The sequence below is a fragment of the Alcanivorax sp. genome (assembly GCF_017794965.1).
GTDB lineage: Bacteria > Pseudomonadota > Gammaproteobacteria > Pseudomonadales > Alcanivoracaceae > Alcanivorax.
The window spans coordinates 670863-696110 of the sequence record NZ_CP051240.1 but is presented as its reverse complement, the minus strand read 5'-3'; the positions used below and the strand labels follow the sequence as shown (position 1 = coordinate 696110).

At 59.1% G+C, this 25248-nt stretch carries 26 protein-coding genes; 16 read left to right on the top strand and 10 right to left on the bottom strand.

What is annotated here, in order from left to right:
• The first annotated feature begins 44 nt into the window (after nucleotides 1–44).
• The 3 genes from HF945_RS03070 (at nucleotide 45) to HF945_RS03060 (ending at nucleotide 2250) form a co-directional block, all read left to right on the top strand.
• A complete protein-coding gene (locus tag HF945_RS03070) occupies nucleotides 45–506 on the top strand; it encodes a helix-turn-helix domain-containing protein (protein WP_290524290.1) in 462 nt (153 codons plus the stop codon).
• A gap of 676 nt (nucleotides 507–1182) precedes the next feature.
• Complete coding sequence (locus HF945_RS03065; protein WP_290524289.1) at nucleotides 1183–1584, top strand: hypothetical protein; 402 nt, start codon at nucleotides 1183–1185, stop codon at nucleotides 1582–1584.
• 39 nt (nucleotides 1585–1623) lie between these two features.
• Nucleotides 1624–2250 carry an N-methyl-D-aspartate receptor NMDAR2C subunit gene (locus HF945_RS03060; protein ID WP_290524288.1) on the top strand — a complete coding sequence of 209 codons (627 nt, stop codon included), beginning with the start codon at nucleotides 1624–1626 and terminating at the stop codon, nucleotides 2248–2250.
• A 138-nt stretch (nucleotides 2251–2388) separates the two neighbouring features.
• Here the strand turns inward: HF945_RS03060 and HF945_RS03055 are convergent, their stop codons facing one another.
• From HF945_RS03055 to HF945_RS03025, 7 genes are all read right to left on the bottom strand, one after another.
• Nucleotides 2389–2817 carry a transcriptional regulator gene (locus HF945_RS03055; protein ID WP_290524287.1) on the bottom strand — a complete coding sequence of 143 codons (429 nt, stop codon included), beginning with the start codon at nucleotides 2815–2817 and terminating at the stop codon, nucleotides 2389–2391.
• 172 nt (nucleotides 2818–2989) lie between these two features.
• A complete protein-coding gene (locus tag HF945_RS03050) occupies nucleotides 2990–3322 on the bottom strand; it encodes a HigA family addiction module antitoxin (RefSeq protein WP_290524286.1) in 333 nt (110 codons plus the stop codon).
• Complete coding sequence (locus tag HF945_RS03045) at nucleotides 3319–3606, bottom strand: type II toxin-antitoxin system RelE/ParE family toxin (protein WP_290524285.1); 288 nt, start codon at nucleotides 3604–3606, stop codon at nucleotides 3319–3321. Before HF945_RS03045 ends, HF945_RS03050 begins: the two co-directional genes overlap by 4 nt.
• Before the next feature lie 196 nt (nucleotides 3607–3802).
• Complete coding sequence (locus HF945_RS03040; protein WP_290524284.1) at nucleotides 3803–4330, bottom strand: NlpC/P60 family protein; 528 nt, start codon at nucleotides 4328–4330, stop codon at nucleotides 3803–3805.
• Nucleotides 4331–4628: 298 nt separating this feature from the next.
• Nucleotides 4629–5303, bottom strand: coding sequence for a ribulose-phosphate 3-epimerase (gene rpe, locus HF945_RS03035; RefSeq protein ID WP_035233045.1), 675 nt, complete (start codon nucleotides 5301–5303; stop codon nucleotides 4629–4631).
• A gap of 115 nt (nucleotides 5304–5418) precedes the next feature.
• Nucleotides 5419–6084, bottom strand: a complete 666-nt coding sequence (gene murU / locus HF945_RS03030; protein WP_290524283.1) for an N-acetylmuramate alpha-1-phosphate uridylyltransferase MurU — start codon at nucleotides 6082–6084, stop codon at nucleotides 5419–5421.
• A complete protein-coding gene (locus HF945_RS03025) occupies nucleotides 6081–7079 on the bottom strand; it encodes a phosphotransferase (RefSeq protein WP_290524282.1) in 999 nt (332 codons plus the stop codon). The genes murU and HF945_RS03025 overlap by 4 nt, the downstream gene beginning before the upstream one ends.
• A gap of 89 nt (nucleotides 7080–7168) precedes the next feature.
• Here HF945_RS03025 and HF945_RS03020 point away from each other — a divergent pair, with 89 nt between their 5' ends.
• The 9 genes from HF945_RS03020 to HF945_RS02980 all read left to right on the top strand — a co-directional run bounded on the left by HF945_RS03020 (nucleotide 7169) and on the right by HF945_RS02980 (nucleotide 19103).
• A complete protein-coding gene (locus tag HF945_RS03020; RefSeq protein ID WP_290524281.1) occupies nucleotides 7169–9448 on the top strand; it encodes an LPS-assembly protein LptD in 2280 nt (759 codons plus the stop codon).
• Complete coding sequence (locus tag HF945_RS03015; protein WP_290524280.1) at nucleotides 9441–10766, top strand: peptidylprolyl isomerase; 1326 nt, start codon at nucleotides 9441–9443, stop codon at nucleotides 10764–10766. The genes HF945_RS03020 and HF945_RS03015 overlap by 8 nt, the downstream gene beginning before the upstream one ends.
• An 82-nt stretch (nucleotides 10767–10848) precedes the next feature.
• Nucleotides 10849–11856 carry a 4-hydroxythreonine-4-phosphate dehydrogenase PdxA gene (pdxA, locus tag HF945_RS03010; protein ID WP_290525383.1) on the top strand — a complete coding sequence of 336 codons (1008 nt, stop codon included), beginning with the start codon at nucleotides 10849–10851 and terminating at the stop codon, nucleotides 11854–11856.
• A gap of 1 nt (nucleotide 11857) precedes the next feature.
• Nucleotides 11858–12655, top strand: coding sequence for a 16S rRNA (adenine(1518)-N(6)/adenine(1519)-N(6))-dimethyltransferase RsmA (gene rsmA, locus HF945_RS03005; protein WP_290524279.1), 798 nt, complete (start codon nucleotides 11858–11860; stop codon nucleotides 12653–12655).
• Between the two features lie 19 nt (nucleotides 12656–12674).
• Nucleotides 12675–13061 (top strand): Co2+/Mg2+ efflux protein ApaG, encoded by a 387-nt coding sequence (apaG, locus tag HF945_RS03000; protein WP_290524278.1) that lies wholly within the window; start codon nucleotides 12675–12677, stop codon nucleotides 13059–13061.
• Between the two features lie 60 nt (nucleotides 13062–13121).
• Nucleotides 13122–13931, top strand: a complete 810-nt coding sequence (locus HF945_RS02995) for a symmetrical bis(5'-nucleosyl)-tetraphosphatase (RefSeq protein WP_290524277.1) — start codon at nucleotides 13122–13124, stop codon at nucleotides 13929–13931.
• A gap of 280 nt (nucleotides 13932–14211) precedes the next feature.
• Nucleotides 14212–16134, top strand: coding sequence for a PrkA family serine protein kinase (locus HF945_RS02990; protein WP_290524276.1), 1923 nt, complete (start codon nucleotides 14212–14214; stop codon nucleotides 16132–16134).
• 171 nt (nucleotides 16135–16305) lie between these two features.
• Nucleotides 16306–17586, top strand: coding sequence for a YeaH/YhbH family protein (locus HF945_RS02985; RefSeq protein ID WP_290524275.1), 1281 nt, complete (start codon nucleotides 16306–16308; stop codon nucleotides 17584–17586).
• Nucleotides 17586–19103, top strand: coding sequence for a SpoVR family protein (locus HF945_RS02980; RefSeq protein ID WP_290524274.1), 1518 nt, complete (start codon nucleotides 17586–17588; stop codon nucleotides 19101–19103). The genes HF945_RS02985 and HF945_RS02980 overlap by 1 nt, the downstream gene beginning before the upstream one ends.
• Before the next feature lie 37 nt (nucleotides 19104–19140).
• On the opposite strand, the gene HF945_RS02975 is transcribed toward HF945_RS02980, so the two are convergent.
• Entirely contained in the window at nucleotides 19141–20064 is a 924-nt protein-coding gene (locus HF945_RS02975) for an EamA family transporter (RefSeq protein ID WP_290524273.1), read from the bottom strand.
• 355 nt (nucleotides 20065–20419) lie between these two features.
• Here HF945_RS02975 and HF945_RS02970 point away from each other — a divergent pair, with 355 nt between their 5' ends.
• The 4 genes from HF945_RS02970 (at nucleotide 20420) to HF945_RS02955 (ending at nucleotide 23828) form a co-directional block, all read left to right on the top strand.
• A complete protein-coding gene (locus tag HF945_RS02970) occupies nucleotides 20420–21649 on the top strand; it encodes a multifunctional CCA addition/repair protein (RefSeq protein ID WP_290524272.1) in 1230 nt (409 codons plus the stop codon).
• Nucleotides 21634–22371, top strand: a complete 738-nt coding sequence (locus HF945_RS02965; protein ID WP_290525382.1) for a pteridine reductase — start codon at nucleotides 21634–21636, stop codon at nucleotides 22369–22371. Before HF945_RS02970 ends, HF945_RS02965 begins: the two co-directional genes overlap by 16 nt.
• Nucleotides 22372–22443: 72 nt before the next feature.
• The gene (locus HF945_RS02960; protein WP_290524271.1) at nucleotides 22444–22902 is read left to right on the top strand and encodes a DUF4124 domain-containing protein; all 459 of its coding nucleotides are present in this window, start codon (nucleotides 22444–22446) and stop codon (nucleotides 22900–22902) included.
• Nucleotides 22887–23828, top strand: a complete 942-nt coding sequence (locus HF945_RS02955; protein ID WP_290524270.1) for a DUF4124 domain-containing protein — start codon at nucleotides 22887–22889, stop codon at nucleotides 23826–23828. Before HF945_RS02960 ends, HF945_RS02955 begins: the two co-directional genes overlap by 16 nt.
• 525 nt (nucleotides 23829–24353) lie before the next feature.
• Here the strand turns inward: HF945_RS02955 and folK are convergent.
• Nucleotides 24354–24854 carry a 2-amino-4-hydroxy-6-hydroxymethyldihydropteridine diphosphokinase gene (folK, locus tag HF945_RS02950; RefSeq protein WP_290524269.1) on the bottom strand — a complete coding sequence of 167 codons (501 nt, stop codon included), beginning with the start codon at nucleotides 24852–24854 and terminating at the stop codon, nucleotides 24354–24356.
• A complete protein-coding gene (gene folB, locus HF945_RS02945) occupies nucleotides 24847–25209 on the bottom strand; it encodes a dihydroneopterin aldolase (RefSeq protein ID WP_290524268.1) in 363 nt (120 codons plus the stop codon). The genes folK and folB overlap by 8 nt, the downstream gene beginning before the upstream one ends.
• Nucleotides 25210–25248: the final 39 nt, after the last annotated feature.

Sequence of the window (25248 nt, the reverse complement as noted above, 5' to 3'; positions counted from 1 at the left end):
TTATTTGGTTTCGTTTTGCAACCATTCTGACGTACACTAGCGCTATGACACGCAAACGCTTTGATGAAATGGGATGCTGCGTTGCCTCCGCCCTCAATGAGGTTGGCGACTGGTGGTCCCTGCTGATCGTGAAACAGGCCATGCTGGGCACCCGCCGCTATGTGGACTTCCAGAACAGCCTGGGGATCGCCAAGAACATCCTCTGCAACCGTCTCTCCCGCCTGGTAGAGAACGGCGTCATGGTGCGCGTGGATGTGGGCGAACACGGCAAGCGCTACGAATACCGCCTCACCGACAAGGGCCGCGACCTGTTCACCGTGGTCACCGCCCTGCGCCAGTGGAGCGAACGCTGGAATGGAGCACAGGACAGCATGCAGCTGGTGGATCGGCAGACGGGTGAGCCGTTGGCCCCGGTCAGCGTCCAGAACCAGCAGGGACAGCCGCTGACTGTGCGGGATGTGCGGTTTGTGGATGAGGACGGCAAGCCATTCGAGGAAGCGGGCTGACCTTCCCCCCCCCCGTAGGAGCGGCGCTTGAGCCGCGAACCGAGCGACAGCGAGGAAGATGCCACCACCATCCATTAGGCAATGCCAGAAGTGAAGGTGGCACCCACCCGGATGACTCACGACTTACCTGCCCCGTTATCGCACCGATCAAAGTGCTTGTCCTCGCCGGACGGGCCCAAAGGGGGAACTGGCTCCCCCTCTGGACTCCCCGCCACCCCGACTCCGTTCGACCCGCTCCGCGGGTACACTTCGGTACTCATAATCTGAAGGACACAAAAAAGACTCGCTCCGCTCAGACAGGTTTTTTGCTCTACGCCTTCAGATTATTACGTTCCTCGACTCACTCTACGGGAAGTCGCCATACTGAAAGGCCGGGGGATCACATCACGGGAATAGGCAGACCTGAGGCCAATGCTCTTCGCTTACACAGTGAATATCGAGATTCTCGGATCTACAAGATTCGAGATTTTGTCTTTGTCCGTTGACGCACGGGGCAAGACCAGGCCCTATTTCCTTGCTAATTCCGCGCCTCTCTCTTGCCTTTTCTCTACTGTGAAGAATTGTTACTTTCAGCAAAACTTACTGCCACTAATCAAGCCAAAAGCTATTTTAATAGCTCACTTTCATTCCACATCAATGAGATGATGGAAATGCTTATAAAAGCAGTGAGCATGGTATGTACAAGGGAATGTTAATAGTCGCTTTTGGATTGGCAATGAATGTCGCAGCGGCAGACTCTTTGATCCTTAAAAGTGATAAACTGTCTGCCTTCAACAACTTTCTTTCCGGAGCAACGGTTAAATTGCGAGAAGGTTTCAACACGATTGAATTTAGCGCTTTCCACTATGAACTTCGGGAAGGCGAAAAGGTTGAGAATGGGTGTCGTTTTAAAAGTTTTCTTCCCCAAGTAGGCAAAAATCAAGTGATTCAACGCACCATTGCGCAGGATATGCAGGCTTGCAAGCGCCTCTACCTGATAGGTGTACCGAAATACGAGATCATTGATGACCCTGAAGAAGGATTCATTCAAGATGCAGACGACACCCATCTGGGCAGGCCAGCCAGCACCTTCTCCTGATACAGAAGGTCTCCTGGCCAGACGATCTGAGAAAACTGGATGACCACCGAATCCACACTACAACAGCGATGGCACACCAACGTTGCCCCGCTACTAGGCGAGCCAGATGCCACCTGGCAACAACTGGCCACCCTCTACAGCGAACCCCATCGCCACTACCACACCCTGGATCACGTGGCCGCCTGCCTGACATGGCTGGACCGCTACCGCCACCTTGCCGATGATCCGCTGACAATTGAATTAGCCCTCTGGGCTCACGACGTGACCTACGATCCCCGCGCCAGCGACAACGAAGTCCGCAGCGCCGACTGGTTCGCTGAGCATTTCGAAGACAGCACACTCACAAAGAAACAGAAAGATCGCGTCCACGCACTCATCCTCGCCACCATCCACCCGCACCCACCCACCGATAGGGGCATGGCGCTGCTGCAGGATATTGATCTGAGTATTCTCGGGGCGGAGGCAGAACTGTATGACTGCTATGAAGGATGGATTCGGCAGGAGTATGCCTTTGTGCCGGAGGAAGCGTTCCGGAAAGGGCGGGGTGCGGTGTTAAAAAGTTTTCTGGATCAGGGGGTGATTTATCACACGGTAGAGTTGAGAGAGAAACTGGAGTTGGCAGCCAGAGACAACCTCAATCGCGCACTAAAGAAACTGCGCAGCTAACGCCTTCCATAGCAGCATCTCGCGGCGTGATTTAAGCAAACCGGGATCAGGTCTTGATGTACCATCGCGGCATTTGGGAGAGGGTCCGACATTGGGGTCAGGTCTTGCATCGTGCACTCCATCACAATGGCGAGCCCCTCAAAAGAAAAGCCCAGGATCAATACCAAAACGCCTGGCCAGTGCCGCGATATGTTTTTTGTTCAAGCTTCGTTCACCGGAGAGCACCCGTGACACCATGGACTTGGAGCCGATTTCAGGGAGATCGGCGGTGCCCAGCTGGTGTTGTGCTATCAGCAGACGAAGCATGGCAAGATCTGCGGGCTGCTCCATTGCACTCCGATCAAAAGCGGCAAGTTCAGCATCCTTGTTTTCATAGGATTCAATTGCCTGCGCCAGCAGATCGACAACCGCATTAAGGGGATCATCGGCGGAATCCTGAGCCTCTTCCAGCAGACTTTCGATCAGCGCCAGCGCCTCCTCATAGTGCGCCTCATCCCGGATAGGAAGGTAAGGCGCCGCGGCCTGCGCGAAGCTGTAACAGGCTTCCTTGAACGCTATTGCAGTCATGATAAATCTCCTCTCGCGTATCACGACCAGACTTTGTCGTATTCCGCATGAGTGAGGACATTCTTCCCGTTGATGCGTTTCTCGACAAGCCGAGCCACCGAGGCCCTGCATCGTGCACCCGGATGAAAGATCTGACCCCGAATCCAAAAGCGACCAATCCCCGGCCCCCTGATCAGGCTGCAACCAACGACTTGGCCGCAGCCACCTTCTTGGCAAGGGACTCCTTGTGAATGGCCAACCACATGTCATTCATGTATTGGAGGTTAAGCCAGAACTCAGGGGTTGTACCCAGTACCTTGGCAAGTAGAAACGCGGTTTCCGCCGTGATGCCACGGTGATTGCCGCATAGCTCATTGACCGTTTTACGGCTGACGCCCATTGCTTTGGCCAGTTCCCCCTGAGTAATTTTCAGGGGCTCGAGGAATTCTTCCTTGAGCATGGCGCCCACGCTGGTGGGTTGATGCGCAGGCAGTCTTAATGCCTCAACCATGATGTCACCTTTCATCTGTACTGATGGGGATCAAGGTAAACATCGCGCGCTTTACCCTTGTCCCACTTGAACACCAAGCGGTATTGCTTGTTGACCCGAATCGAGCACCAATCCTTCAACTTTCCATTCAAGTGCTCAAACCTGTTTCCTGGTGGCACCCTTAAATCCTGCTCGCCGGTGGCGATGTGAAGAATTTCAAGTTTGCGCTTGAGTGCCCCCTCAATGTTCCTGGGGGCCGGACATACACCGCCATTAAAGAAGTAATCATCCAGCGCCCGCTCCTTGAACGACTCTATCATTCACACTGTACCCTGTATCGATACACGTTACAATTCCGTCTCCGAAACGGTCTCTGAAACGCCAGACCTGTGCTCATCAGCAAACAGCGGCCCGCTCCCCGATTCGGGAAAATAACCTTAACTCAGCCCCTTACCTGTTTATGTAAGCCATCCCTTACAAAGTGAGCTTGCGGATGTAAGAAAACCGGATCGAGAGCTACCGCCCCACCAACCGCCTCGCCTGCCAATAGCGCTCCCGCCAATACGGGTTCCCCAGCGACGATTGCATAACGCCACTACTCACTGAGGCATGCAAAAACGCCTCGTCACCCAGGTAAATGCCCACATGGCGATTGCCGCGAGCCAGGCGGAAGAACACCAGGTCGCCAACGGCCAGTTCGTTACGGGCGACGGGCTCGCCTTCTTTCAATAATTCAGCCGTGGTGCGCGGCACTTGCATGTTCAGTTGCGAGAGGAAGGTGAGGTAGACGAAGCCGGAGCAATCCACACCTTTGGTGCTTAGGCCGCCGTAGCGGTAGGGGACGCCTTGCCAGTCTTCTTTTTGGGCCAGGAGACTGTTGAGGAGGAGGTTGTCGGAGGTGAGAAGTTCGGCGGTGGTGTTGTCGTCTTTTGGGGGTTCGGATTCCTGGACGGGGGGAGTGGGTTTTGTGGCGCAGGCGCTTAACGCAATGCAGAGGAGCATTGTTGCGGAGGGTTTTGAGTGGGAGAACGGTTCAAAGGGCATGGGGAGTTGGTGATTGCTGACTTATTGTGTCTGGCAATAATCGATGGGGATGGTTCCGACGAGGAGCTGGCATTTGTAGGAGCGCCACTTGAGGCGCGAACCAGAGCGCTAGCGAAGGACGGATTTTGAAAAACCTCTGCTCGCCAAGGCTCGCTTTCGCGCCTCAAGTGGCGCTCCTACAGCGGCTTCGTCAGCCGGGCGTAAGGCGCTCCCTTTCTTTAACCTCAGTGATCTCTGTGGTAAACCATTTTTGGGTTTTTAGATTCTGAAGGAAATCGCTTGCAGGCAAGCTCCCACATCAGGCCTGGGCGAGTTCTTCGCGCATTTGCTGGATGACAGTGGCGTAGTCGTCTTTGCCGAAGATGGCGGAACCGGCCACGAAGGTGTCGGCGCCGGCGGCGGCCACTTCGCGGATGTTCTTTTCGGAAACGCCGCCATCCACTTCCAGGCGGATGTCGTAGCCGCTGGCGTCAATCATCTGGCGCACGGCGCGGGTCTTGTCGAGGGTGGACGGGATGAACTTCTGGCCACCGAAGCCGGGGTTCACGCTCATCAGCAGGATCATGTCCAGCTTGTCCATCACGTATTCCAGGCAGTCCGGGCGGGTGGCCGGGTTGAGCACCAGGCCGGCTTTACAGCCGTGGCTCTTGATCAGCTGCAGGGAGCGGTCCACGTGCTGGCTGGCTTCCGGGTGGAAGGTGATGTAGCTGGCGCCCGCTTCGGCGAACATGCCGATCAGGTCGTCCACCGGGCTGACCATCAGGTGCACGTCGATGGGAGCGGTGATGCCGTGGTCGCGCAGGGCCTTGCACACCATGGGGCCGATGGTGAGGTTGGGCACGTAGTGGTTGTCCATCACGTCGAAGTGGATCACGTCTGCCCCGGCGGCCAGTACGTTATCGCATTCTTCGCCCAGGCGAGCGAAGTTGGCGGCCAGAATGGAGGGGGCGATCAGGTAATCCTGCTTGGGCATGATAAATCCTCAAAAGTGCAGTTGGCGCAGCAGCGTCTGTAGGAGCGGTGGTTCCACCGCGAAAGCGCCACGGGCAGAAATCGCGGTCCAACGACCGCTCCTACAAATTTTGTTTTCAGCGTTGGGTCAGTAACCGATCCAGTTCCTCCAGACGTTCCGGGGTGCCGATGTCCCACCACTGGCCTTGGTGATGCTCGCCGCTGGCGGCGTCTTCCGCCATGGCGGCGCGCAGCAGCGGGGCCAGCTTGGCTTCGCCTTCCGGCAGCGCGGCAAACAGGGCCGGATCAAAGCGGCCGATGCCGGCGTAGGTATGTCTGGGCTCGGCATTATCGCGCAACCGGCCCCCTTCTGTCAGATGGAAATCGCCCGCGGGGTGATGCTCGGGGTTATTCACCAGCACCAGATGGACGGGATCGGGGCGGTCCGCCAGCAGCGGCTGGAAGTCGAAATCGGTCCAGATATCGCCGTTGACCAACAGGAAGGGGTCATCGCCCAGCAGCGGCAGGGCGCGCTTGATACCGCCGGCGGTTTCCAGCGGGGTGCCTTCATGGGACCAGGCGATGGGGATGCCGTAGCGGCTGCCGTCGCCCAGGGCCTCGGCCAGCTTGTCACCCAGCCAGCCGCTGTTGATCACCAGGGAATCGATACCGGCATCGCGCAGTCTCTCGATGTGGTATTCGATCAACGCCTTGCCCCCCGCCTGCAGCAGGGGCTTGGGGGTGTGATCGGTGAGCGGCCGCATGCGCTTGCCGTAGCCGGCGGCCAGGATCATGGCCTTCACTCGTTGTCCTCGATCTGGTCCAGCACCCACTGCAGGTCCGCCAGCTCCGGTCGACGGGCGATGACGGTACGCAGGTAGGCGAAGAAGCGCGGCACATCCCCCAGGTATTTGGGCTTGCCGTCACGATGACAGATGCGGGCAAAGATGCCGATCACCTTGATGTGGCGCTGGGCGCCCATCAGGTCGCAATCGCGCTGGAAGTCTTCAAAGGCGTCCGGTACCGGCAGGCCGGCGGCCTGAGCTTTTTGGTGGTACTGGCGCAGCCAGCCTTCCACCCGCTGTTCCGGCCAGCTCAGGAAGGCATCCTTGAACAGGCTGATCACGTCGTAGGTAATGGGGCCAGCCACGGCATCCTGGAAATCGATCACGCCCGGGTTGGGCTCGGACACCATCAGGTTGCGGGGCATGTAGTCCCGGTGAACGAACACCCTGGGCTGGGCCAGAGCCGACTCGATCAGGACGTCAAACACCTTGTCCAGCCGCTGGCGCAGCTCACCGGTGACCACCTTCTCCCTGTGCCGGAACAGGTACCACTGGGGGAACAGTTCCAGTTCCCGCTGCAGCAGGGCCTCGTCGTACTCCGGCAGGCCCTCGGTGCGGGCGTGCTTCTGCTGGGTGATCAGGGTATCGATAGCCGCGGCATACCATTCATCCGCATTGGCCTCGCAGAGGGCGGTGAGCCAGGTCTCGGTGCCCATGTCGGTGAGCAACAGGAAGCCCTGTTCCAGATCCTGTTCGATGATCTTTGGCACATGAACACCGGCCTCTCGCAGGCGCGCGGCCACATCAATAAAGGGCCGGCAGTCTTCCTGCTCCGGCGGCGCATCCATGGCCACCAGGGTCTGCCCGGCGTGCTCATAGCGAAAATAGCGGCGGAAACTGGCGTCGGCGGAGGCCGGGACGCCCTCAAGGGTAGCGCCAAGGTGAGCGCTCACCCACTTGTCCAACGTCTGCTTACGCAGATCTACGTGAGAATTACTTTTATCAGGCTGCATTGCCTTCCTTGTTCCATTACACTGCCGCTTTTACCGCACGGGACGCCCGCGCGGTGCAAAACGGCCTTTTTACCTGTTCTGAGCAGCTGATGCCACTGCCCACACAACGAATTCTACTACCCGCCCTGCTGTTATTGGCCGGGGCCAGCACCGCGGATAACGACCTGAACTGGGTAGACCGCGAAGAGATGGCCACGTTCCCGCCGGTACAGCAACGCGTTGTGCCGGATTGGTGCGGCGGCATGTATTACAACCCCAGTGTGGGCCTGCCCGTCGAGGGTAGCGACACCGTGGTGACCGCCGACCATTCCACCCTGACCCAGAATGGCCTGATCTCGCTGGATGGCGATGTGCTGATCGAACAGCCCGGCCGCCGGATCACCACTGACAGCGCCCGGCTGGACCAGTCTACCGGCAAATACGAGCTGGAGAGCGGCATGCGCCTGGAAAGCGACCAGGCCACCTTTATTGCCGATAACATGAGCGGCCAGACCCGCCGCCGGGAAGGCACCCTGCAGGGGGTACGCTATTCCCTGTTCGATATTGCCTCCCGGGGCAGCGCCGACTACATCACCATTCAGGGCAACACCACCACCATTACCAACGGCAGCTACACCACCTGTGCGCCGGGTTCCAATGGCTGGTCCCTCCATGGCAAGCGCATTTCCCTGGATCGGGACAAGGGCTGGGGCGAAGCGGAGAATGTGGTCCTCAAGGTCAAGAGCACGCCGGTATTCTGGCTGCCCTGGATCACCTTCCCCATTGATGATCGCCGCAAGACCGGCCTGCTGTTCCCTACCATCAGCATTGGTGACGCCAACGGGCTGGATATTTCCCAGCCGGTCTACATCAATATTCATCCGCAGATGGATGCCACCCTGGCCCCCCGTTATATCGACGGCCGGGGCAGCGGCATCGATTCCGAGTTCCGCTATCTCACCCCGTACGGTGAGGGCGACATCAGCTACGGCATCCTGTTCAACGACCGCAAGTTCGACAACGAAGACCGTGAAGTCGCCCGCTGGACCCACAACGGCAGCGTGGGCCGCTGGACCCTGGAGACCGACTTCAATTACGTGTCGGATGACTTTTACTTCAAGGATCTGGATACCGGGCTGGAAATCAGCTCGCAAACCCACCTTCCACGCCTGGCCGAAGCCCGCTACTACGGCCGCACCTGGCAGGTACTGGGGCGGATGCAGTCCTGGCAGACCATCGACCCCACCCTGGCGGATGAAGACCTGCCCTATCGGCGTTTGCCGCAGCTGCAGCTGACCGGCGACCCCACACTGTTTGGCCCTCTGAAAGGGCTGTGGCTGTCGGATGTGACCGCCTTCGACCGCAGCAGCACCGATGACAGCGGCAAGGCCACCGGCCTGCGTGGCCATATGGCGCCGGCCCTGAGCCTGCGTCTGCAGAACACCTGGGGCTATCTGGAGCCCCGTGGCCGCATCTACCACACCCGTTACCAGCTGGACGACGTGCCCATGGGCGAAGAAGAGCGCCCGGAGCTCACCACCTGGGGGGCCAGCGTGGACTCCGGCATGATCTTCGAGCGCCCCGGCAACTGGTTTGGTACCAGCTACACCCAAACCCTGGAGCCGCGCCTGTTCTTCAACAAGGTGGCCTATGAGGACCAGAGCGGGCTGCCCAATTTCGACAGCCGCGAACTGACCTTCTCCTACAATGCCCTGTTCCGGGAAAACCGCTTTATCGGCTATGACCGCATTGGTGACGAGGAGAAGATAGCACTGGGCCTGACCAGCCGTTTCCTCCATGATGCCTCCGGCCGCGAACAACTGCGCCTGCGGGTGGCCCAGGGCTTCTACTTTGACGATCGCAAAGTAGTGACCGACGATCCCCTGGAAGACCCCACCGATGACCAGACCCCGCTGGTGGGCGACGCCCGATGGAACTTTGCCAGCGATTGGTACCTCTATACAGAGGCACAGTGGGATCTTGAGGAAAACGAGCGCGAGCGCTCCAATTTCCAGATCGGCTACAACGACCGCGAGCGACGGGTCTTCAACGTGGGTTACCACGACCGCCCCGCCGACGATATTCAGGAATCCGAGATCAGCGCCATTGTGCCGGTCCACCGGCACTGGCGCGTGGTCGGTCGCTGGATGTACGACCTGGATAACCAACGCACACTGGAAACCATGGCAGGGGCCGAATACCGCAACTGCTGCTGGAAACTGCGCCTGCTCAGCCAGCGCGAACTCACCGATGAAGACGGTGACGGCGATCTGGAAGGTGACAGCACTATCTGGCTCCAGATTCAGATGATTGGCCTGGGTGGCTTTGGCGGGCAGGTGGACTCCCTGCTGGAACGCAGCATCCCGGGATACAGGAGAGAATATGAATAACGGAACGCTGCACGCTTCACGCAGCACGCAACGCGCACGTCCCCTGCGGGGACTGTTGATGATTGCCGCCCTGTGCCTGCCGTTGTTGGGCCAGGCCAAGGTGGAGATGCTGGACCGGATTGTGGCGGTGGTGAACGATGGCGCCATCATGGCCAGCGAGCTGGATGAGCGCATCAATATCATCGCGCTGCAGTTCCAGGAAAATGGCCAGCCCCTGCCGCCGCCGGCCATCATGCGCGAACAGGTGCTGGACCGCATGATTCTGGAGCGCGTGCAACTGCAGCTGGCCGACCGTGCCGGCATCAAGGTGGATGAAGCCACCCTGAACCAGGCGCTGGCCGGTATCGCCCGTCAGAACGGCATGACGCTGGAAGAATTTGCCGCCGCCCTGCAGCAGGACGGCTACAACTGGCCCCAGTTCCGCGAACAGATTCGTGGCGACATGATCATCTCCCGCCTGCAGCAGCGCAGCGTGGCATCCCGTATCCGGGTGACGGACCGTGAAGTGGACCGTTTCCTGAACTCGGAAATGGGCAAACAGATGTTCGAGGAAGACTTCCACCTGGGCCATATCCTGGTTCGGGTACCCTCTGGCGCCACCCCGGAAGACATTCAGGCAGCCAACCGCAAAGTGGAGGATATCCAGGATCGTCTGCAGCAGGGCGAGGATTTCGCCCAGCTGGCCGTGGCCAATTCCGATGGTCCCAAGGCGCTGGAAGGCGGCGACCTGGGCTGGCGCCCGGCCGCCCAGTGGCCCACCCTGTTCTCTGAAGCCGCGATGAGCCTGGACAAAGGCCAGATTTCCTCACCCATCCGTTCCGGTGCCGGCTTCCACCTGCTCAAGATGATTGACCGCCGTGGCGGCGCCGAAAAGGTGGTCACCCAGTATCAGGTAAGGCACGTGCTGATCAAGACCGACGCCCTGACCAGCAATGAGCAGGCCCTGGCTCAGGCCAACCGCCTGCATGACCGCATCGCCAACGGCGAGGCGGAATTCCCCCGGGTGGCTGCGGAATACTCCGACGACCCCGGCAGCGCCCGTAACGGCGGTGAGCTGGGCTGGGTCAGCAAGGGTGAGATGGTGCCGGAATTCGAAGAAATGATGCTCAACACACCCCAGGGCCAGCTGTCACCAGTGTTCGAAACCCAGTTCGGCTGGCATTTCCTGCGCGTGGATGCTGTTCGCGATGCGGACATGAGCGACGAATTCCGTCGCATGCAGGCCACCCAGGCCCTGCAGAAGCGCCGCTTCGAGGAAGAACTGGAAATCTGGGTGCAGGAACAGCGCAGCGAATCCTATGTGGATGTGAGGCTGTGAGACGCCTGATGCCTGACGCCGGATGCCTGACGCCTGGCTGTGCCAGACTGCGCCGTGCCGAGACCAGGGCAAGCGTCTAGGCATGCCTGCTACGCCCCCCTCCCCCATCGCCATCACCTGTGGTGACCCTGCCGGTATTGGCCCGGACCTGGCGCTGGCGTTGCCGGCGCTGTTTCCCGGCAAACCGCTGGTAATCATTGGCGACCGCCAGGTGCTGGAGCAGCGAGCAAAGCTACTCGGCATGACGCCACACCTGTGGGACTGGCAACCCGGTGAGCCCGCCATTCGCGACCCGCTGACTTCCGATTTCGTCTCCGTCTGGCATACCCCTGCCGGCGCAGCGGTGACCGCCGGACAGCCGGACCCGGCCACCGCATCCGGCACCATCGAGATGCTCACCCGGGCCGCGCGAGGCTGCATGGACGGCACCTTTTCCGCCATGGTCACCGCACCGGTAGCCAAGAACATCCTCTGCGACGGCGGCTATCCGGCCTTTACCGGGCATACCGAGTTTCTGGCCGAACAGGCCGGCGTGGACCGGGTAGTGATGATGCTCACCGCGAAGGATCTGCGCGTCGCCCTGGCCACCACCCACCTGCCGCTGAGCCAGGTGCCGGCGGCCATTACTCCGGACAGCCTGATTCGCACCCTGACCATTCTGCGTGACGACCTGGTGGACAAGTACCGTATTTCGGTGCCCCGTATCATGGTGCTGGGGCTCAATCCCCATGCCGGGGAAGGCGGCCATCTTGGCCGGGAAGAGCTGGAGGTGATCATACCCACCCTGCAACAGTTACGGGACCAGGGTTTTGAGCTCACCGGCCCCCTCCCCGCCGACACCGCCTTTCAGCCCCATTTACTGGAAAAGCACGATGCGGTGCTGGCCATGTACCATGACCAGGGGCTACCCGTGCTCAAGTGCGCCGGCTTTGGCGAGGCCATCAATATCACCCTGGGGCTGCCCTTTATCCGCACCTCCGTGGACCACGGCACCGCCTTTGAGTTGGCCGGCACCGGCATGGCGAAGGCCGGCAGTCTGGTGGCTGCCACCCGGCTGGCACTGAACCTGGCCGCCCTTGAGGACGCATGACATGACAGAACATCGCACCCGCAAACGCTTTGGCCAGCACTTCCTGCACGATCGCAACCTGGTCGACCGCATGATCCGTACCCTGGGCCTGCAGCAAGGGGACACCCTGGTGGAAATCGGGCCGGGCCGTGGCGCCCTCACCTACCCGCTGCTGGAAGAGATTCCCCATCTGCACGTGGTAGAGCTGGACCGGGACCTGATTGCCCTGCTCCGTGAGGAAAACACGCCGGACCGGCTGACCATTCATGAGTCCGATGCGCTGAAGTTCGATTTCCGCACCCTCAAGCCGGCGGACAAGCCCCTGCGGGTGATCGGCAACCTGCCCTACAACATCTCTACCCCGCTGATTTTCCACCTGCTATCGCAGTCAGAGGCCATCAGCGACATGACCTTCATGCTGCAGAAAGAAGTGGTGGACCGCCTCACCGCCAGCCCCGGCACCCGGGACTGGGGGCGCCTGTCGATCATGGTGCAGTACCATTGTCAGGCGGATTACCTGTTCTTCGTCCCACCGGGAGCCTTCAGCCCACCGCCCAAGGTGGATTCCGCCGTGGTTCGGCTGATTCCCCATGCTACTCCGCCCCACCCTGCGGAGGATGAAGACCACCTGCGCCGCCTGGTGGCCCAGGCCTTCACCCAGCGACGCAAGGCGATCCGCAATAGTTTAAAATCCTTTGTCACCCTGGCGCAGTTCGAGCAGGCCGGCATCGATGCCGGATTACGCCCGGACCAGCTCAGCGTGGCAGACTACGTGGCCCTGGCCAATATCAGCCGCCCGAATACCGACACCCCATCGTAATGCAGGAGAATCCCAGCGTATGACCACCCCCGACCCACGCCACAACATCCGGGTCTCCGTGGCCACCGAATACCTTGCCGATCAGAGCGATCCGGCCAGTGACCGCTGGGTGTTTGCCTACCACATCACCATCCGCAACGAGGGCAGCGTCAGTGCCCGCCTGCTCACCCGCCATTGGGTCATTACTGACGGCAAGGAGCGGGTACAGGAAGTGCATGGCGAGGGCGTGATCGGCGAACAACCGCACATCGCCCCGGGTCAGCATTTCGAATACACCAGCGGCGCCATTCTGGAAACCGAAGTCGGCAGCATGCGCGGCAGTTACCAGATGATCGGCGAAGATGGCATTCACTTCGAAGCCGACATTCCCACTTTCACCCTTGCGGTACCCCATGCGTTGCATTGATGACGGTGGACGACTGATGCCTGATGCTCGACGCCTGGCCGTGCCAGCAGGAGCGGTATCGTGAGCGATTACGCGATTGGGGATCTGCAGGGGTGTCTGGACGCGTTCGACTGCCTCTTGGACAAGATTGCCTTTAATCCGGATAAAGACCGGCTGTTTCTGGCCGGGGATCTGATCAACCGGGGGCCAGATTCGCTGGGAACCCTGCGGCGGGTGTTTGAACTGCGCGATAACGTTCATTGCGTGCTGGGCAATCATGACCTGCACTTGCTGGCGGTGGCCCATGGCGCCACCGGTAGCAAACGCAAGGACACCCTCGCCGCTCTCCTGGAGGCACCGGACCGCACGGCGTTACTGGACTGGCTGCAACAATGCCCGTTGCTGATCGACCTCCCTGAACATCAGGCCGTCATGACCCATGCCGGCATTCCGCCTCTGTGGACGCTGGATCAGGCACGCAGCCGCGCCGGTGAGGTGGAAGCCGTGTTGAAGGATGACCGCAGTGGCGACTTCTTTGCCCACATGTATGGCAACCAACCCGCAGGCTGGAACGACAGCCTGACCGGCACGGACCGCTGGCGGGTCATCACCAACCACTTTACCCGCATGCGCTTTGTTGACGCAGACGGGGCTCTGGATCTGACCACCAAGGGCGAAGCCGACGCCCCGCCCCAGGGTTATATGCCGTGGTTCCTGCACCCCGAGCGCCAGGTCACCGATACCCGCCTGCTGTTCGGCCACTGGGCCGCCCTGGAAGGGCATACCGGGGTTGACCGCGTGGAAGCACTGGATACGGGATGCGTATGGGGTGGCAGCCTGACAGCACTGCGGCTGAATGATCTGGTGCGACTCCAGTGCCACTGCCCGTAACCCACTGAAAGTCATTTTACTTCGCCGCCACCGGATGTATCCGCAAAGATAACGTCTGGCGCGGCATCCCTACACTTCATCCTTTTTTTGGCGAATTTGTTTTCGCTTCCCTTTGACTTGTTCTGTTGTTTGGTTACATCCTAAAGCGGTACGGTGCTACTGAATGGCAGTATCACCAACGCACTTTTCCCATTCATTTACACGTTTTTTTCACCAACAAGGAAACACCCTGAATGTAGTTGTGTTGTGACAATTTTTGGTTCCGCAGGAGGAAGCCGGCATGAGCATTATCCGCCACTACCAGGACCGCTTCGAAGCGACCCAGCAGGAAGAAATGTCGCTGGAGGAATACCTGGACCTGTGCAAACGCGACCCAAGCGCCTACGCCACCGCACCCGAGCGTATGCTGATGGCCATTGGCGAACCGGAAATGGTCGACACCTCCCAAGACCCACGTCTGTCACGCATTTTTTCCAACAAGGTGATCCGCCGCTACCCCGCCTTCGATGAGTTCTACGGACTCGAAGAAGTCATTGAAAACATCGTCAGTTATTTCCGGCATGCAGCTCAGGGACTGGAAGAGAAGAAACAGATTCTTTATCTGCTGGGCCCGGTGGGCGGCGGCAAGTCCTCCCTGGCAGAAAAACTGAAAGCCCTGATGCAGCGAGTCCCTTTCTACGCGATCAAGGGCTCCCCGGTTAACGACTCGCCACTTTCCCTGTTCGATCCGGAAGAAGACGGCCCCATACTGGAAGAGGAATACGGCATCCCCCGCCGTTACATCCGCACCATCATGTCCCCCTGGGCGGTGAAACGGCTCAACGAATTCGGCGGCGACATCAGCCAGTTCCGGGTGGTGAAACGCTACCCGTCCATTCTGGATCAGGTTGCCGTTGCCAAGACCGAACCCGGCGACGAAAACAATCAGGACATTTCTGCCCTGGTGGGCAAGGTGGACATCCGCAAACTGGAAGACTTCGCCCAGGATGATCCGGATGCCTATGCCTACTCCGGTGGTCTGTGCCGGGCCAACCAGGGGCTGCTGGAATTTGTGGAAATGTTCAAGGCGCCGATCAAGGTATTGCACCCCTTGCTCACCGCCACCCAGGAAGGCAACTACAACGGCACCGAACACCTTGGCGCCATCCCCTATGACGGCATTGTGCTGGCTCACTCCAATGAAGCGGAGTGGCACACCTTCCGCAATAACAAGAACAACGAAGCCTTCATAGACCGGGTGTACATCGTCAAGGTGCCCTACTGCCTGCGCGTCACCGAAGAAATACAGATCTATGACAAGCTGCTCAGAAATTCCAGCCTGCGTGAAGCGCAATGCGCACCAGACACCCTGCACATGCTGGCCCAGTTTTCCATTCTTACCCGCTTGAAGGAGCCAGAGAATTCCAGCATTTATTCCAAGATGCGGGTTTACGATGGCGAGAACCTGAAAGATGTGGATCCCCACGCCAAATCCATGCAGGAGTACCGGGACATGGCAGGGGTGGACGAGGGCATGGACGGGCTCTCCACCCGCTTTGCCTTCAAGATTCTTTCCAAGGTATTCAACTACGACCACACCGAAGTCGCCGCCAACCCGGTACACCTGATTCATGTACTGGAACAGCGTATTGAGCAGGAACAATATCCACAGGAAAAATCCGATCAATACCGCCGGTTCATCAAGGAATATCTGGTGCCCCGTTACGTGGAGTTTATCGGCAAGGAAATCCAGACCGCCTACCTGGAATCCTACTCCGAATACGGGCAGAACATTTTCGATCGGTATGTAACCTACGCCGACTTCTGGATCCAGGACCAGGAGTTCCGCGACCCGGATACCGGCGAGATCTTCGATCGGCAAGCGCTCAATGAGGACCTGGAAAAGATCGAGAAGCCGGCGGGTATTTCCAACCCGAAAGACTTCCGCAACGAAGTGGTCAACTTTGTGCTACGCGCCCGGGCCAACAACCACGGCAAGAACCCCAGCTGGCTCAGTTACCAGAAGCTGCGGGACGTGATCGAAAAGAAGATGTTCTCCAACACCGAAGATCTTCTCCCGGTGATTTCCTTCAACGCCAAGGGCAGCGAAGACGACCAGCGCAAGCACAACAACTTTGTGCAACGCATGGTCTCCCGTGGTTATACCGAAAAACAGGTACGGCTGTTGTCGGAATGGTATCTGCGGGTGAGAAAGGCACAGTAGGAGACGCAGCATGCAACACGCTGCACGCAACAACACGGCATCAGGGGTATAGCGTTATGTATTGTTCTCTCCGCGCCCACACGAATCGCGGCGAGAACGCCCAAACCCACTTTATCCGATCCCGCGTTGTTGCATGTTGCGTGAAGCGTGTTGCCGCTTCCGGAGGAAGCCATGAGTTATATCATTGACCGTCGTCTGAATGACAAGCACAAGAGCACCGTCAATCGGCAACGGTTTTTGCGTCGCTACAAGAAACACATTCGCGATGCCGTCAACGATGCAGTCAATCGCCGTTCCATCAAGGATATGGAACAAGGCGAACGGATCAGCATTCCCCAGAAAGATCTGTCAGAGCCGGTGTTTCATCATGGTCAGGGCGGGCAGCGCAGCATCGTGCATCCGGGCAACAAGGAGTTTAATCAGGGCGACCGCTTCAAGCGCCCGGAAGGCGGTGGCGGCCAGGGCGCCGGTGACGGTGACGCCAGCGATTCCGGCGAAGGCCAGGACGAGTTCGCCTTTCAGATCGACAAGCAGGAGTTCCTCAACTTTCTGTTTGAGGATCTGGAGCTGCCCAATCTGGTCAAGCGCCACCTGGAAGGCGCCCAGGTTTTCAAGACACGCCACGGCGGCATTGTCAGCCAGGGGATGCCTGCCAAGATCAATATTGTCCGCTCCATGCGCCAGGCCTCCATGCGCCGGCGAGCACTGACTGCGGCTACCCGTAAACGCATTCGCGACCTCAAGCACGAACGCGATGTCCTGTTGGAAGAAGAACAATCCCCCCAGCGCCAGGCGCGCCTGCAGGAGCTGGATGAACAGATCCAGAAACTGGAACGTCGGGTGGAACGCATCCCGTACATTGATACCGTGGATCTGCGCTTCAACCATCACGTCAAGGAGCCGGTCCCCGTGAGCCGGGCGGTGATGTTCTGCATCATGGATGTGTCCGGCTCCATGAATCAGGACATGAAGGATCTGGCCAAGCGCTTCTTCCTCCTGCTGTATCTGTTCCTGCAACGCAATTACGACCAGATTGAAGTGGTGTTTATCCGCCATCACACCAGCGCCAAGGAAGTGAATGAGGAAGAGTTCTTCTACTCCCGGGAAACCGGCGGCACCATCGTTTCCAGTGCCCTGAAACTCACCCGGGACATTATCAACGAGCGCTACCCGGTGGATGAGTGGAACATCTATGCCGCCCAGGCCTCTGACGGCGACAACTGGAATGACGATTCTCCCGCTTGTGCCAAGCTGATTGAAGATGAGCTGCTGCCCAAACTGCAGTATTTCTCCTACGTGGAAGTGATGCCCCGCGCGCATCAGGCCCTGTGGGATCATTATGAAACCATTATGCAGCGCCACCCTGCGGCTTTTTCCATGGCGCAAATTGATGAACCCGGCGAAATTTATCCGGTGTTCCGCCAACTATTCAAAAAGAGGATGGAAAGCTGATGGCCTATCTATCCGAAAGCTCAGACTGGAACTTTGAACTGCTGGCCGATTACGACAAGGCCATTGCCGACCTGGCCCACAACAAGTTTGGTCTGGACACCTACCCCAACCAGATCGAAGTCATTTCCTCCGAACAGATGATGGATGCCTACTCATCCGTCGGCATGCCGGTGGGTTACAACCACTGGTCCTTCGGCAAACAGTTTGTGGAAGTGGAAGGGCGCTACCGGCGCGGACAGATGGGACTGGCCTATGAGATCGTGATCAATTCCGATCCCTGCATTGCCTATTTGATGGAAGAGAACAGCATCACCATGCAGGCGCTGGTGATCGCCCACGCCTGCTATGGCCACAACTCCTTCTTCAAGGGCAACTATCTTTTCCAGACCTGGACCGACGCCTCCTCCATCATCGACTATCTGGTATTCGCCCGAAACTATATTGCGGAATGCGAACAGCGCCATGGCGTCACCGCCGTGGAAGAAACCCTGGATTCCTGCCATGCACTGATGAACTACGGGGTGGATCGCTACAAGCGGCCGTCGCCTATCTCTGCCGTAGAGGAACGCAAACGTCAGCGCGAACGGGAAAACGCCCTGCAGAAACAGGTCTCAGAACTGTGGCGCACCTTCCCCGAGTTGCAGCCGGCCATCAAGACCCGGGAAGCCCCCGCCACCTTTCCGGCAGAGCCACAGGAAAACCTGCTCTATTTTCTTGAGAAGAATGCCCCATTACTGCAGCCCTGGCAGCGGGAGATTATCCGGATCGTACGCAAGATGGCCCAGTATTTTTATCCCCAGCGCCAGACCAAGGTAATGAATGAAGGCTGGGCCTGCCTGTGGCACTACACCCTGATCAATGCGCTGTATGACGAGGGCAAAGTCACCGATGGTTTCATGCTGGAATTTTTGCAGAGCCATAGTCAGGTGATCTATCAGCCACCTTTCGATGCTTCCTTCTACAACGGCATGAACCCCTATGCCATCGGCTTCAACATGTTCCAGGATATTCGCCGCATCTGTGAAAACCCGGACGATGAGGACCGTGAATGGTTCCCGGAAATCGCCGGCAGTGACTGGCTGGAAACGGTAAAGTTCGCCATGCAGAGCTTCAAGGATGAAAGCTTTATCCAGCAGTTCCTGTCACCCAAGATGATCCGCCAGTTCAAGCTGTTCCAGATCAGCGATGATGATCGCAATGACTATGTGGAAGTGGGCGCCATTCACAACGAACAGGGCTACCGCCGGGTGCGCGAGTCCCTGGCCGAACAATACAACCTGAGTATTCAGGAACCGAACATCCAGATTGTCAGCGCCAACATTCATGGCGACCGCGCCCTGACCCTGCGCCACCAGCGCAGCGCAGGACGACCGCTGGATGAGCACAGCACCAATGAGGTACTGCGCCACCTGCATCGTCTGTGGCAGTTCGATGTGCATCTTGAAAGCGTGGAAAACGGCAGCGTGATCAGCCGCTATTCCATGCCGCCAACCCAGGAACCCATCACCGTCATGTAGGGCGGAAATCCCCGGCAGGGGATCTCCGCCAGTGGCGTCAGGCCGCCCCTCCCCTGGGAATCACCTTCAGGGAACGACGCACCTGATGATCGCCGAACATGAACAGTCCCAGCGCCACAACAATCAACAGGGCACCCGCCAACACCATGCCCCCGAGCCTTTCCCCATTGAAAAGACTGCCCAGGGTCAGTGCCAGCACCGGCGTGATCAGGGTCACCAGGGCCACGGTGGCCGCCGGCAGCCGCGCCAGAATCTGGAAGTAGCTGTAGAACCCGAGCAGGGAACCAAACACCGCCAGATAGACGATCGCGGACAGGCCGCGGACATCACCGTTCCATGTAAGCGACTGCCCGGCCAGCACAATGGCCAGCCCATAGCAGGGCAATGACAGTAATAATCCGCCCACGGTCTGCTGCATGGGTTTGAGCCCGGCGCCGACCCGCTGCACGGCAATACCACTGCCGGAGAACAGGGTGACCGCCGTCAGCATCCACAGCACCCCAATGCCACGATCACCCATATCGCCACCAGCAACCAACACCGACAGGCTGTCATCAAACACCAGCATCAAGCCAAGCAGCCCCATGACGCAGGCGCTCCAGTGCCAGCTATTGAGGCGCACACTGCCGGGCAGGCACTGCATCATCAGACCGGACAACAACGGCGCCAGGCCGAAGATCACCGAGATAAGGCCGGAAGGCAGATAGGTGGACGCCACATAGCTGCAACCCATGGCCCCGAAGATTCCCGGCAGGGCTGCCAGATAGCTGAGCCGAGCCTGGCGATGCAGCGGCAACGGCTGGCGTTTCCATCGCAGCCACATGAGACCCAGCAGCGCAGCGATACCCATACGCACACCGGCCGCCGCCAGCGGCGCCATGGCCTCACCACTCCATTTAATCCCCAGCGGGGTAGTCGCCCACACCGCCACCACGATCAAATACGCTGCCAGGGTTGGCATGATTTTCTCCGCTTCAAGCTACACGCAACACGCATCAACGCGCTCATCGTTGCCTTTGATTTGCCGCCTCTCTGCCCGCGCTCAAACTTATGGGCGCGGGCACTGCCTCAAGGCTCCGGTTTGCGATTATTCGCGTTGTTGCGTGGAGCCTGTTGCGTGAAGCGGCCCCATAAAAAAGGCCGCAGGTCGGGGACACTGCGGCCTTCTTGCTAAACTGAAACTATCAGTCACACAGCCGCCGTCCCTGCGCACGCCATTTGCGTGCACAGCGATCGATGACCATCACAAGGCTGTTGAGTTTCAGTACGATAGAAAGCATGAGAACATTCTGCTCAAGAATGCAAAGGCGCACAAGATGAAAATTTATCTGGTGGGCGGTGCGGTGCGGGATAACCTGCTCGGACTGCCCGTCACCGAAAAGGACTGGGTGGTGGTCGGCGCCACCCCCGACGAGATGCAGGCGCAGGGCTATCAGCCGGTGGGGCAGGATTTCCCTGTCTTTCTCCATCCGAAAACCAAAGAGGAATACGCCCTCGCGCGCACCGAACGCAAGTCCGGCCACGGCTACGGCGGCTTTACCTTTTATGCGGCCAGCGATGTCACCCTGGAAGATGATCTGGTGCGCCGTGACCTGACCATCAATGCCATGGCCCGTGAGAAAGGTGGCCCGGTGGTGGATCCGTTCAACGGCCGCGCGGATCTCAAGGCCCGCTTGCTGCGCCACGTGTCCCCCGCCTTTGCCGAAGATCCCCTGCGGGTATTGCGGGTGGCCCGCTTTGCCGCCCGCTATCACTGGCTGGGCTTCCGGGTCGCTGACGACACCCTGGCGCTGATGCGTCAGCTGAGTGACAGCGGTGAGCTGGATTATCTGGTGCCGGAGCGGGTTTGGAAGGAAACCAGCCGCGCGCTGATGGAAAGAGATCCCCAAGTGTTCTTTCAGGTACTCCATGCCTGTGGTGCACTGGAAAAACTGTTCCCGGAGCTGGCCGCACTGGACGGTGTCCCCCAACCGGAACAGCACCACCCGGAAATCGATACCCTGGTACACCAATGGCTGTGTCTGGAACAGGCCAGCCGCATGGGCCTGAATCTGGATGGGCGCTACGCGATACTCTGCCACGACCTGGGCAAGGGCAAGACACCGCCGGAAGAATGGCCACGGCATATTGCCCATGAGATTCGCAGCAGCCGCATGAGCCAGACCGTCTCCAAACGACTCAAGGTGCCCCGAGAAACCGCCACGCTGGCTTCACTGGTGGGCGAATACCATACCCACTGTCATCGCGCCCTGGAGCTGAAACCTGCCACCGTCTGGAAACTGCTGAAAAGCCTGGATGTGCTGCGCCGCCCGGAGCGGCTGGCCACCTTTGTGGGGGCCTGCGAGGCGGATGCCCGCGGTCGTACCGGTTTTGAAGACCGGGATTACCCCCAGGCCCGTTATCTGCTGGGCTCCGCCGAGGCCGCCCAAAAGGTGGATGTGCAGGCCCTGCAACAACAAGGTTTCAGCGGCCCGGAACTGGGTGAGGCCATTACCCGGGCGCGCATTCAGGCCCTCAAGGAGTACAAGGAATCATGGAACCTGTAGCCCTGGTCACCGGCAGTGCCCGCCGTATTGGAGCCACCATTGTTCGCACCCTGCATGCCAATGGCATGCGGGTAATCATTCACTACCGTGGTAGCCAGCAGGAGGCGCAAGCCCTTGCCGCAGAATTGGAAGAAACCCGCCCGGACAGCACCCGGCTGCTGCAGGCGGATCTGGATGATCCCGACGCGGTACGCAAGCTGGCTGCCCAGGCCCAAGAAGCCTTTGGTCGACTGGACCTGTTGGTCAATAACGCCTCCAGCTTCTACCCCACCCCGGTGGACACTGCCAGCGACGATGACTGGACCCGGCTGGTGCACAGCAATATGCGCGCCCCCTTTATCCTCAGCCAGCAACTTGCCCCGGCCCTGCGCAAACAGAATGGCTGCATCATCAATATCGTCGACGTTTACGCGGAAAAACCGCTCTCCCAGCACACCCTCTATTGCATGGCCAAAGCCGGCCTTGCCATGATGACCAAAAGCCTGGCCCGGGAGCTGGGCCCGGAGATTCGCGTCAACGGGGTGTCGCCGGGACCGATCCTGTGGCCGGAAAGCGGGCAGATGAACCAGGATGCCATCACCGATGCCACCGCTCTGAAACGCTGTGGTACGCCCGAGGATATTGCCGGCGCGGTAGCATGGCTGGCCCGGGACGCGGGCTTTGTCACCGGCCAGATTGTGGCGGTGGACGGCGGACGCTCACTGGCATTGCAGGGCAGCTGATCCGACCACTTTGGCCCCGGCACCGCCCGGGGCACAAAACAACAACACAGGGAAGAACAAACAGGGGGGCGCATGCTATTGCGCGGGTTTCCATTGATACTGCTGCTGGGCGTGGTGCTGACACCACTCATCGCCAGTGCCGAAATCTATCGCTGGAAAGATGAGCACGGTAACTGGCAGTTCGGTGACCGGGCACCGGATACCCAACATGACACCGTGGATGTCCAGGCCCCGGCCAAACTTGGCCAGGATGAAAACGTCCAGCAGATTCACCAACGTCTTCAACGGCTGCGCGAGAGCGAGCAGGCTCGTCAGGAACAGCAACAGGAACAGGCCCGACGCGAAGAAGAGGCCCGCCGCAAACATCTGGCTCCACTGTGTCAGCAGGCCCGTGAAAGGATGCGAATCCTCAACCGCCCCTTTGTCTATGTTGACGAGCAAGGCAATCAGCGTGACAGCCTTCCCGAAGAAGCGGAAGCCGACAAAGTCAAAACGCAACAATGGATTGACGAGCATTGCGACAACTACTAGCCCGCCAGCTCGCCATGCTGTGCCTGATCGCAGCCGCCGCTATGCCCTGCCAGGCCGAGATCTATCAGTGGCGAGATGCCAACGGCAAGTTGCATTTTGGCGACCGACCTCCCGGTGAAGCACCGGCTGAGCAGATCACGCCCAGGGTGCAATCCCCCGGCACGCAGGGGTTGAAAATCGAGATCCGCCATCAGGAATTTACCCTGGACAATGGCCTCCATGAGCAAACCCTGACCGCCATCAAGCATATTTATGAACGCTATCGCCGGGACCTGGGGCTGGATCTTCGTGGTACGGCCGAAGTGAACCTGTATCTATTCTCGGAACAGGACCGTTTTGTGGAATGGATGGAAGCCCGCGGCGCCAAGGGGAACCCGAATTACGCCGGTGTTTTTCTGCCCGCCAGCAATGAAGTGGCGGTATGGCGCTGGAGTGCCAGCGATGAGCGGGTAGCCCAGACCATCCTGCACGAGTCCAGCCACGTACTGCTGTTCCAGCTCTCTCCGGCGTCACCGGTATGGTTGCACGAAGGGCTGGCACAGTATTTCCAAACCCTGAAAGTTCTCCCCAATGGGCAGGCTGTCGTCACCGCACTGCCCGATGCCGAGGCCCGCATCCAGACCTGGATCGACAATCAGCAGTTGATCACCCTGCGCCAGTACCTTTCCCTGGATGATCAGGCCTGGCGCAAGATGGCTCACCAGCTCAATGCGATCCCCTACACGGTGGCCTGGGGCACCACGGCGTTTCTGATGTCGAAACCGGTTGGCCGCAGCACCCTGCGCCAGTTGCTACAGGACCTGGAAAAAACCGACCGCCGCCCCACCCTGCAACGGATCAACCACCTCTACCCCGGCGGCCTGTCGAGAATGGAATACGATTTCTTCCGCTGGGCCCAAGACGGCATGCAGCCCCAGCGGTATTGATTCGGGATGCCTGATGCCTGATGCAAAAAGGCCCGCTCGGTAAACCGGGCGGGCCTTTTTGCATCGGTAAAACCCTCGCTATACCCCGCGTAGGAGCTCAGCTTGCCTGAGCGATCCGAGCCCTGGCGAGGCAAGGATTCCAGAGAAGAGTTTCGAGTACCCAGTTGCGAAAATCAAAAGCGATATGAGTAGAAGGGGCTTTGCCTCGAAACCCGCTTCTGGAATCCTTACCTCGCTTGGGCTCGGATCGCCTGCAGGCAGGCTCCTACTGGTGCTAACTAAGGACCGTGCCAGCTGCAGCTCAGTTCCTCGCTGTCGCTCGGTTCGTCCCCTGGAAGGGAAGTTATTCGCTTCGCTCCCCCTTCGGGCCGCACTGCGTGCGTTACTCCGCTGCGCTACGTTCCTACAGCGGCTTCGTAGAAAAGCCAAAACCCAGGAACTTTTCCCGGTGCTTCTATCGAATCAAGCGTAGCTTGTAGCTTGTAGCTTGTAGCTTGTAGCTCGTAGCTCGTAGCTCGTAGCTAATTATCGCGGAAACGCCACCACCCACAACTTCTGCTTATCGAAGTTGGACTGCTCGAGAATCTGCTGGTAACGCTCACCGGTTTCCGGATGCACCCCTTGCGGTGCCAGGTCTACCAGTGGCTTGAGTACGAAGGCGTGCTTGAAGATTTCATCCCGGGGCAACTGCACCCCGTCAATGATGCCCACCGCATCACCGTAAGTGAGAATATCGATATCCAGCGTCCGGCTGGAAAACTTTTTCTCACCACGGACACGGCCATGATCCCTTTCCATGTCTTTCAGGCAGGTGGTCAATTCGGCCACCGTCATGGCCGTGCGAATGCCCACCACCAGGTTGTAAAAGGCATCCCCGTCAAAACCCACCGCCTCACTCTCGTACACCGGGCTGATCTCCAGCTCGCCGAACACGGCTTCCAGCGCATCCAGACCGGAACGGATGTTGTGCTCACGGTCGATGTTGGAGCCCAGACTGAGATAAACCTGTGTGTCGCTACTATCCATTGGGACGTTCACCCCGTTCGATGATCACCCCCACGTCGCGGGAACCACGCAGGGCACCGGGCTTGCTCAGACGCAGCTTCAGCCAGGGCACATCGAACTCGTTCAATACCAGCTGGGCCACTTTCTCCGCCAGGGTTTCCACCAGCTGAAACTCGCTGCCTTCAATAAAGGCAATCACCCGCTTGCCAATGGCCTTGTAATCCAGGGCATCGTCAATGTGATCGCTGGCAGCCCCTTTGCGGATATCTGCCGCCATTTCCAGATCCAGACTCACGGTCTGACGAATACGGCGCTCCCAGTCAAAAATGCCAATCACCGTATCCACTTTCAAATCATTGATATAAACGATGTCCATACTCGCCCTCGGCGCCGGAACGGGATGGCCTTGGGCAGC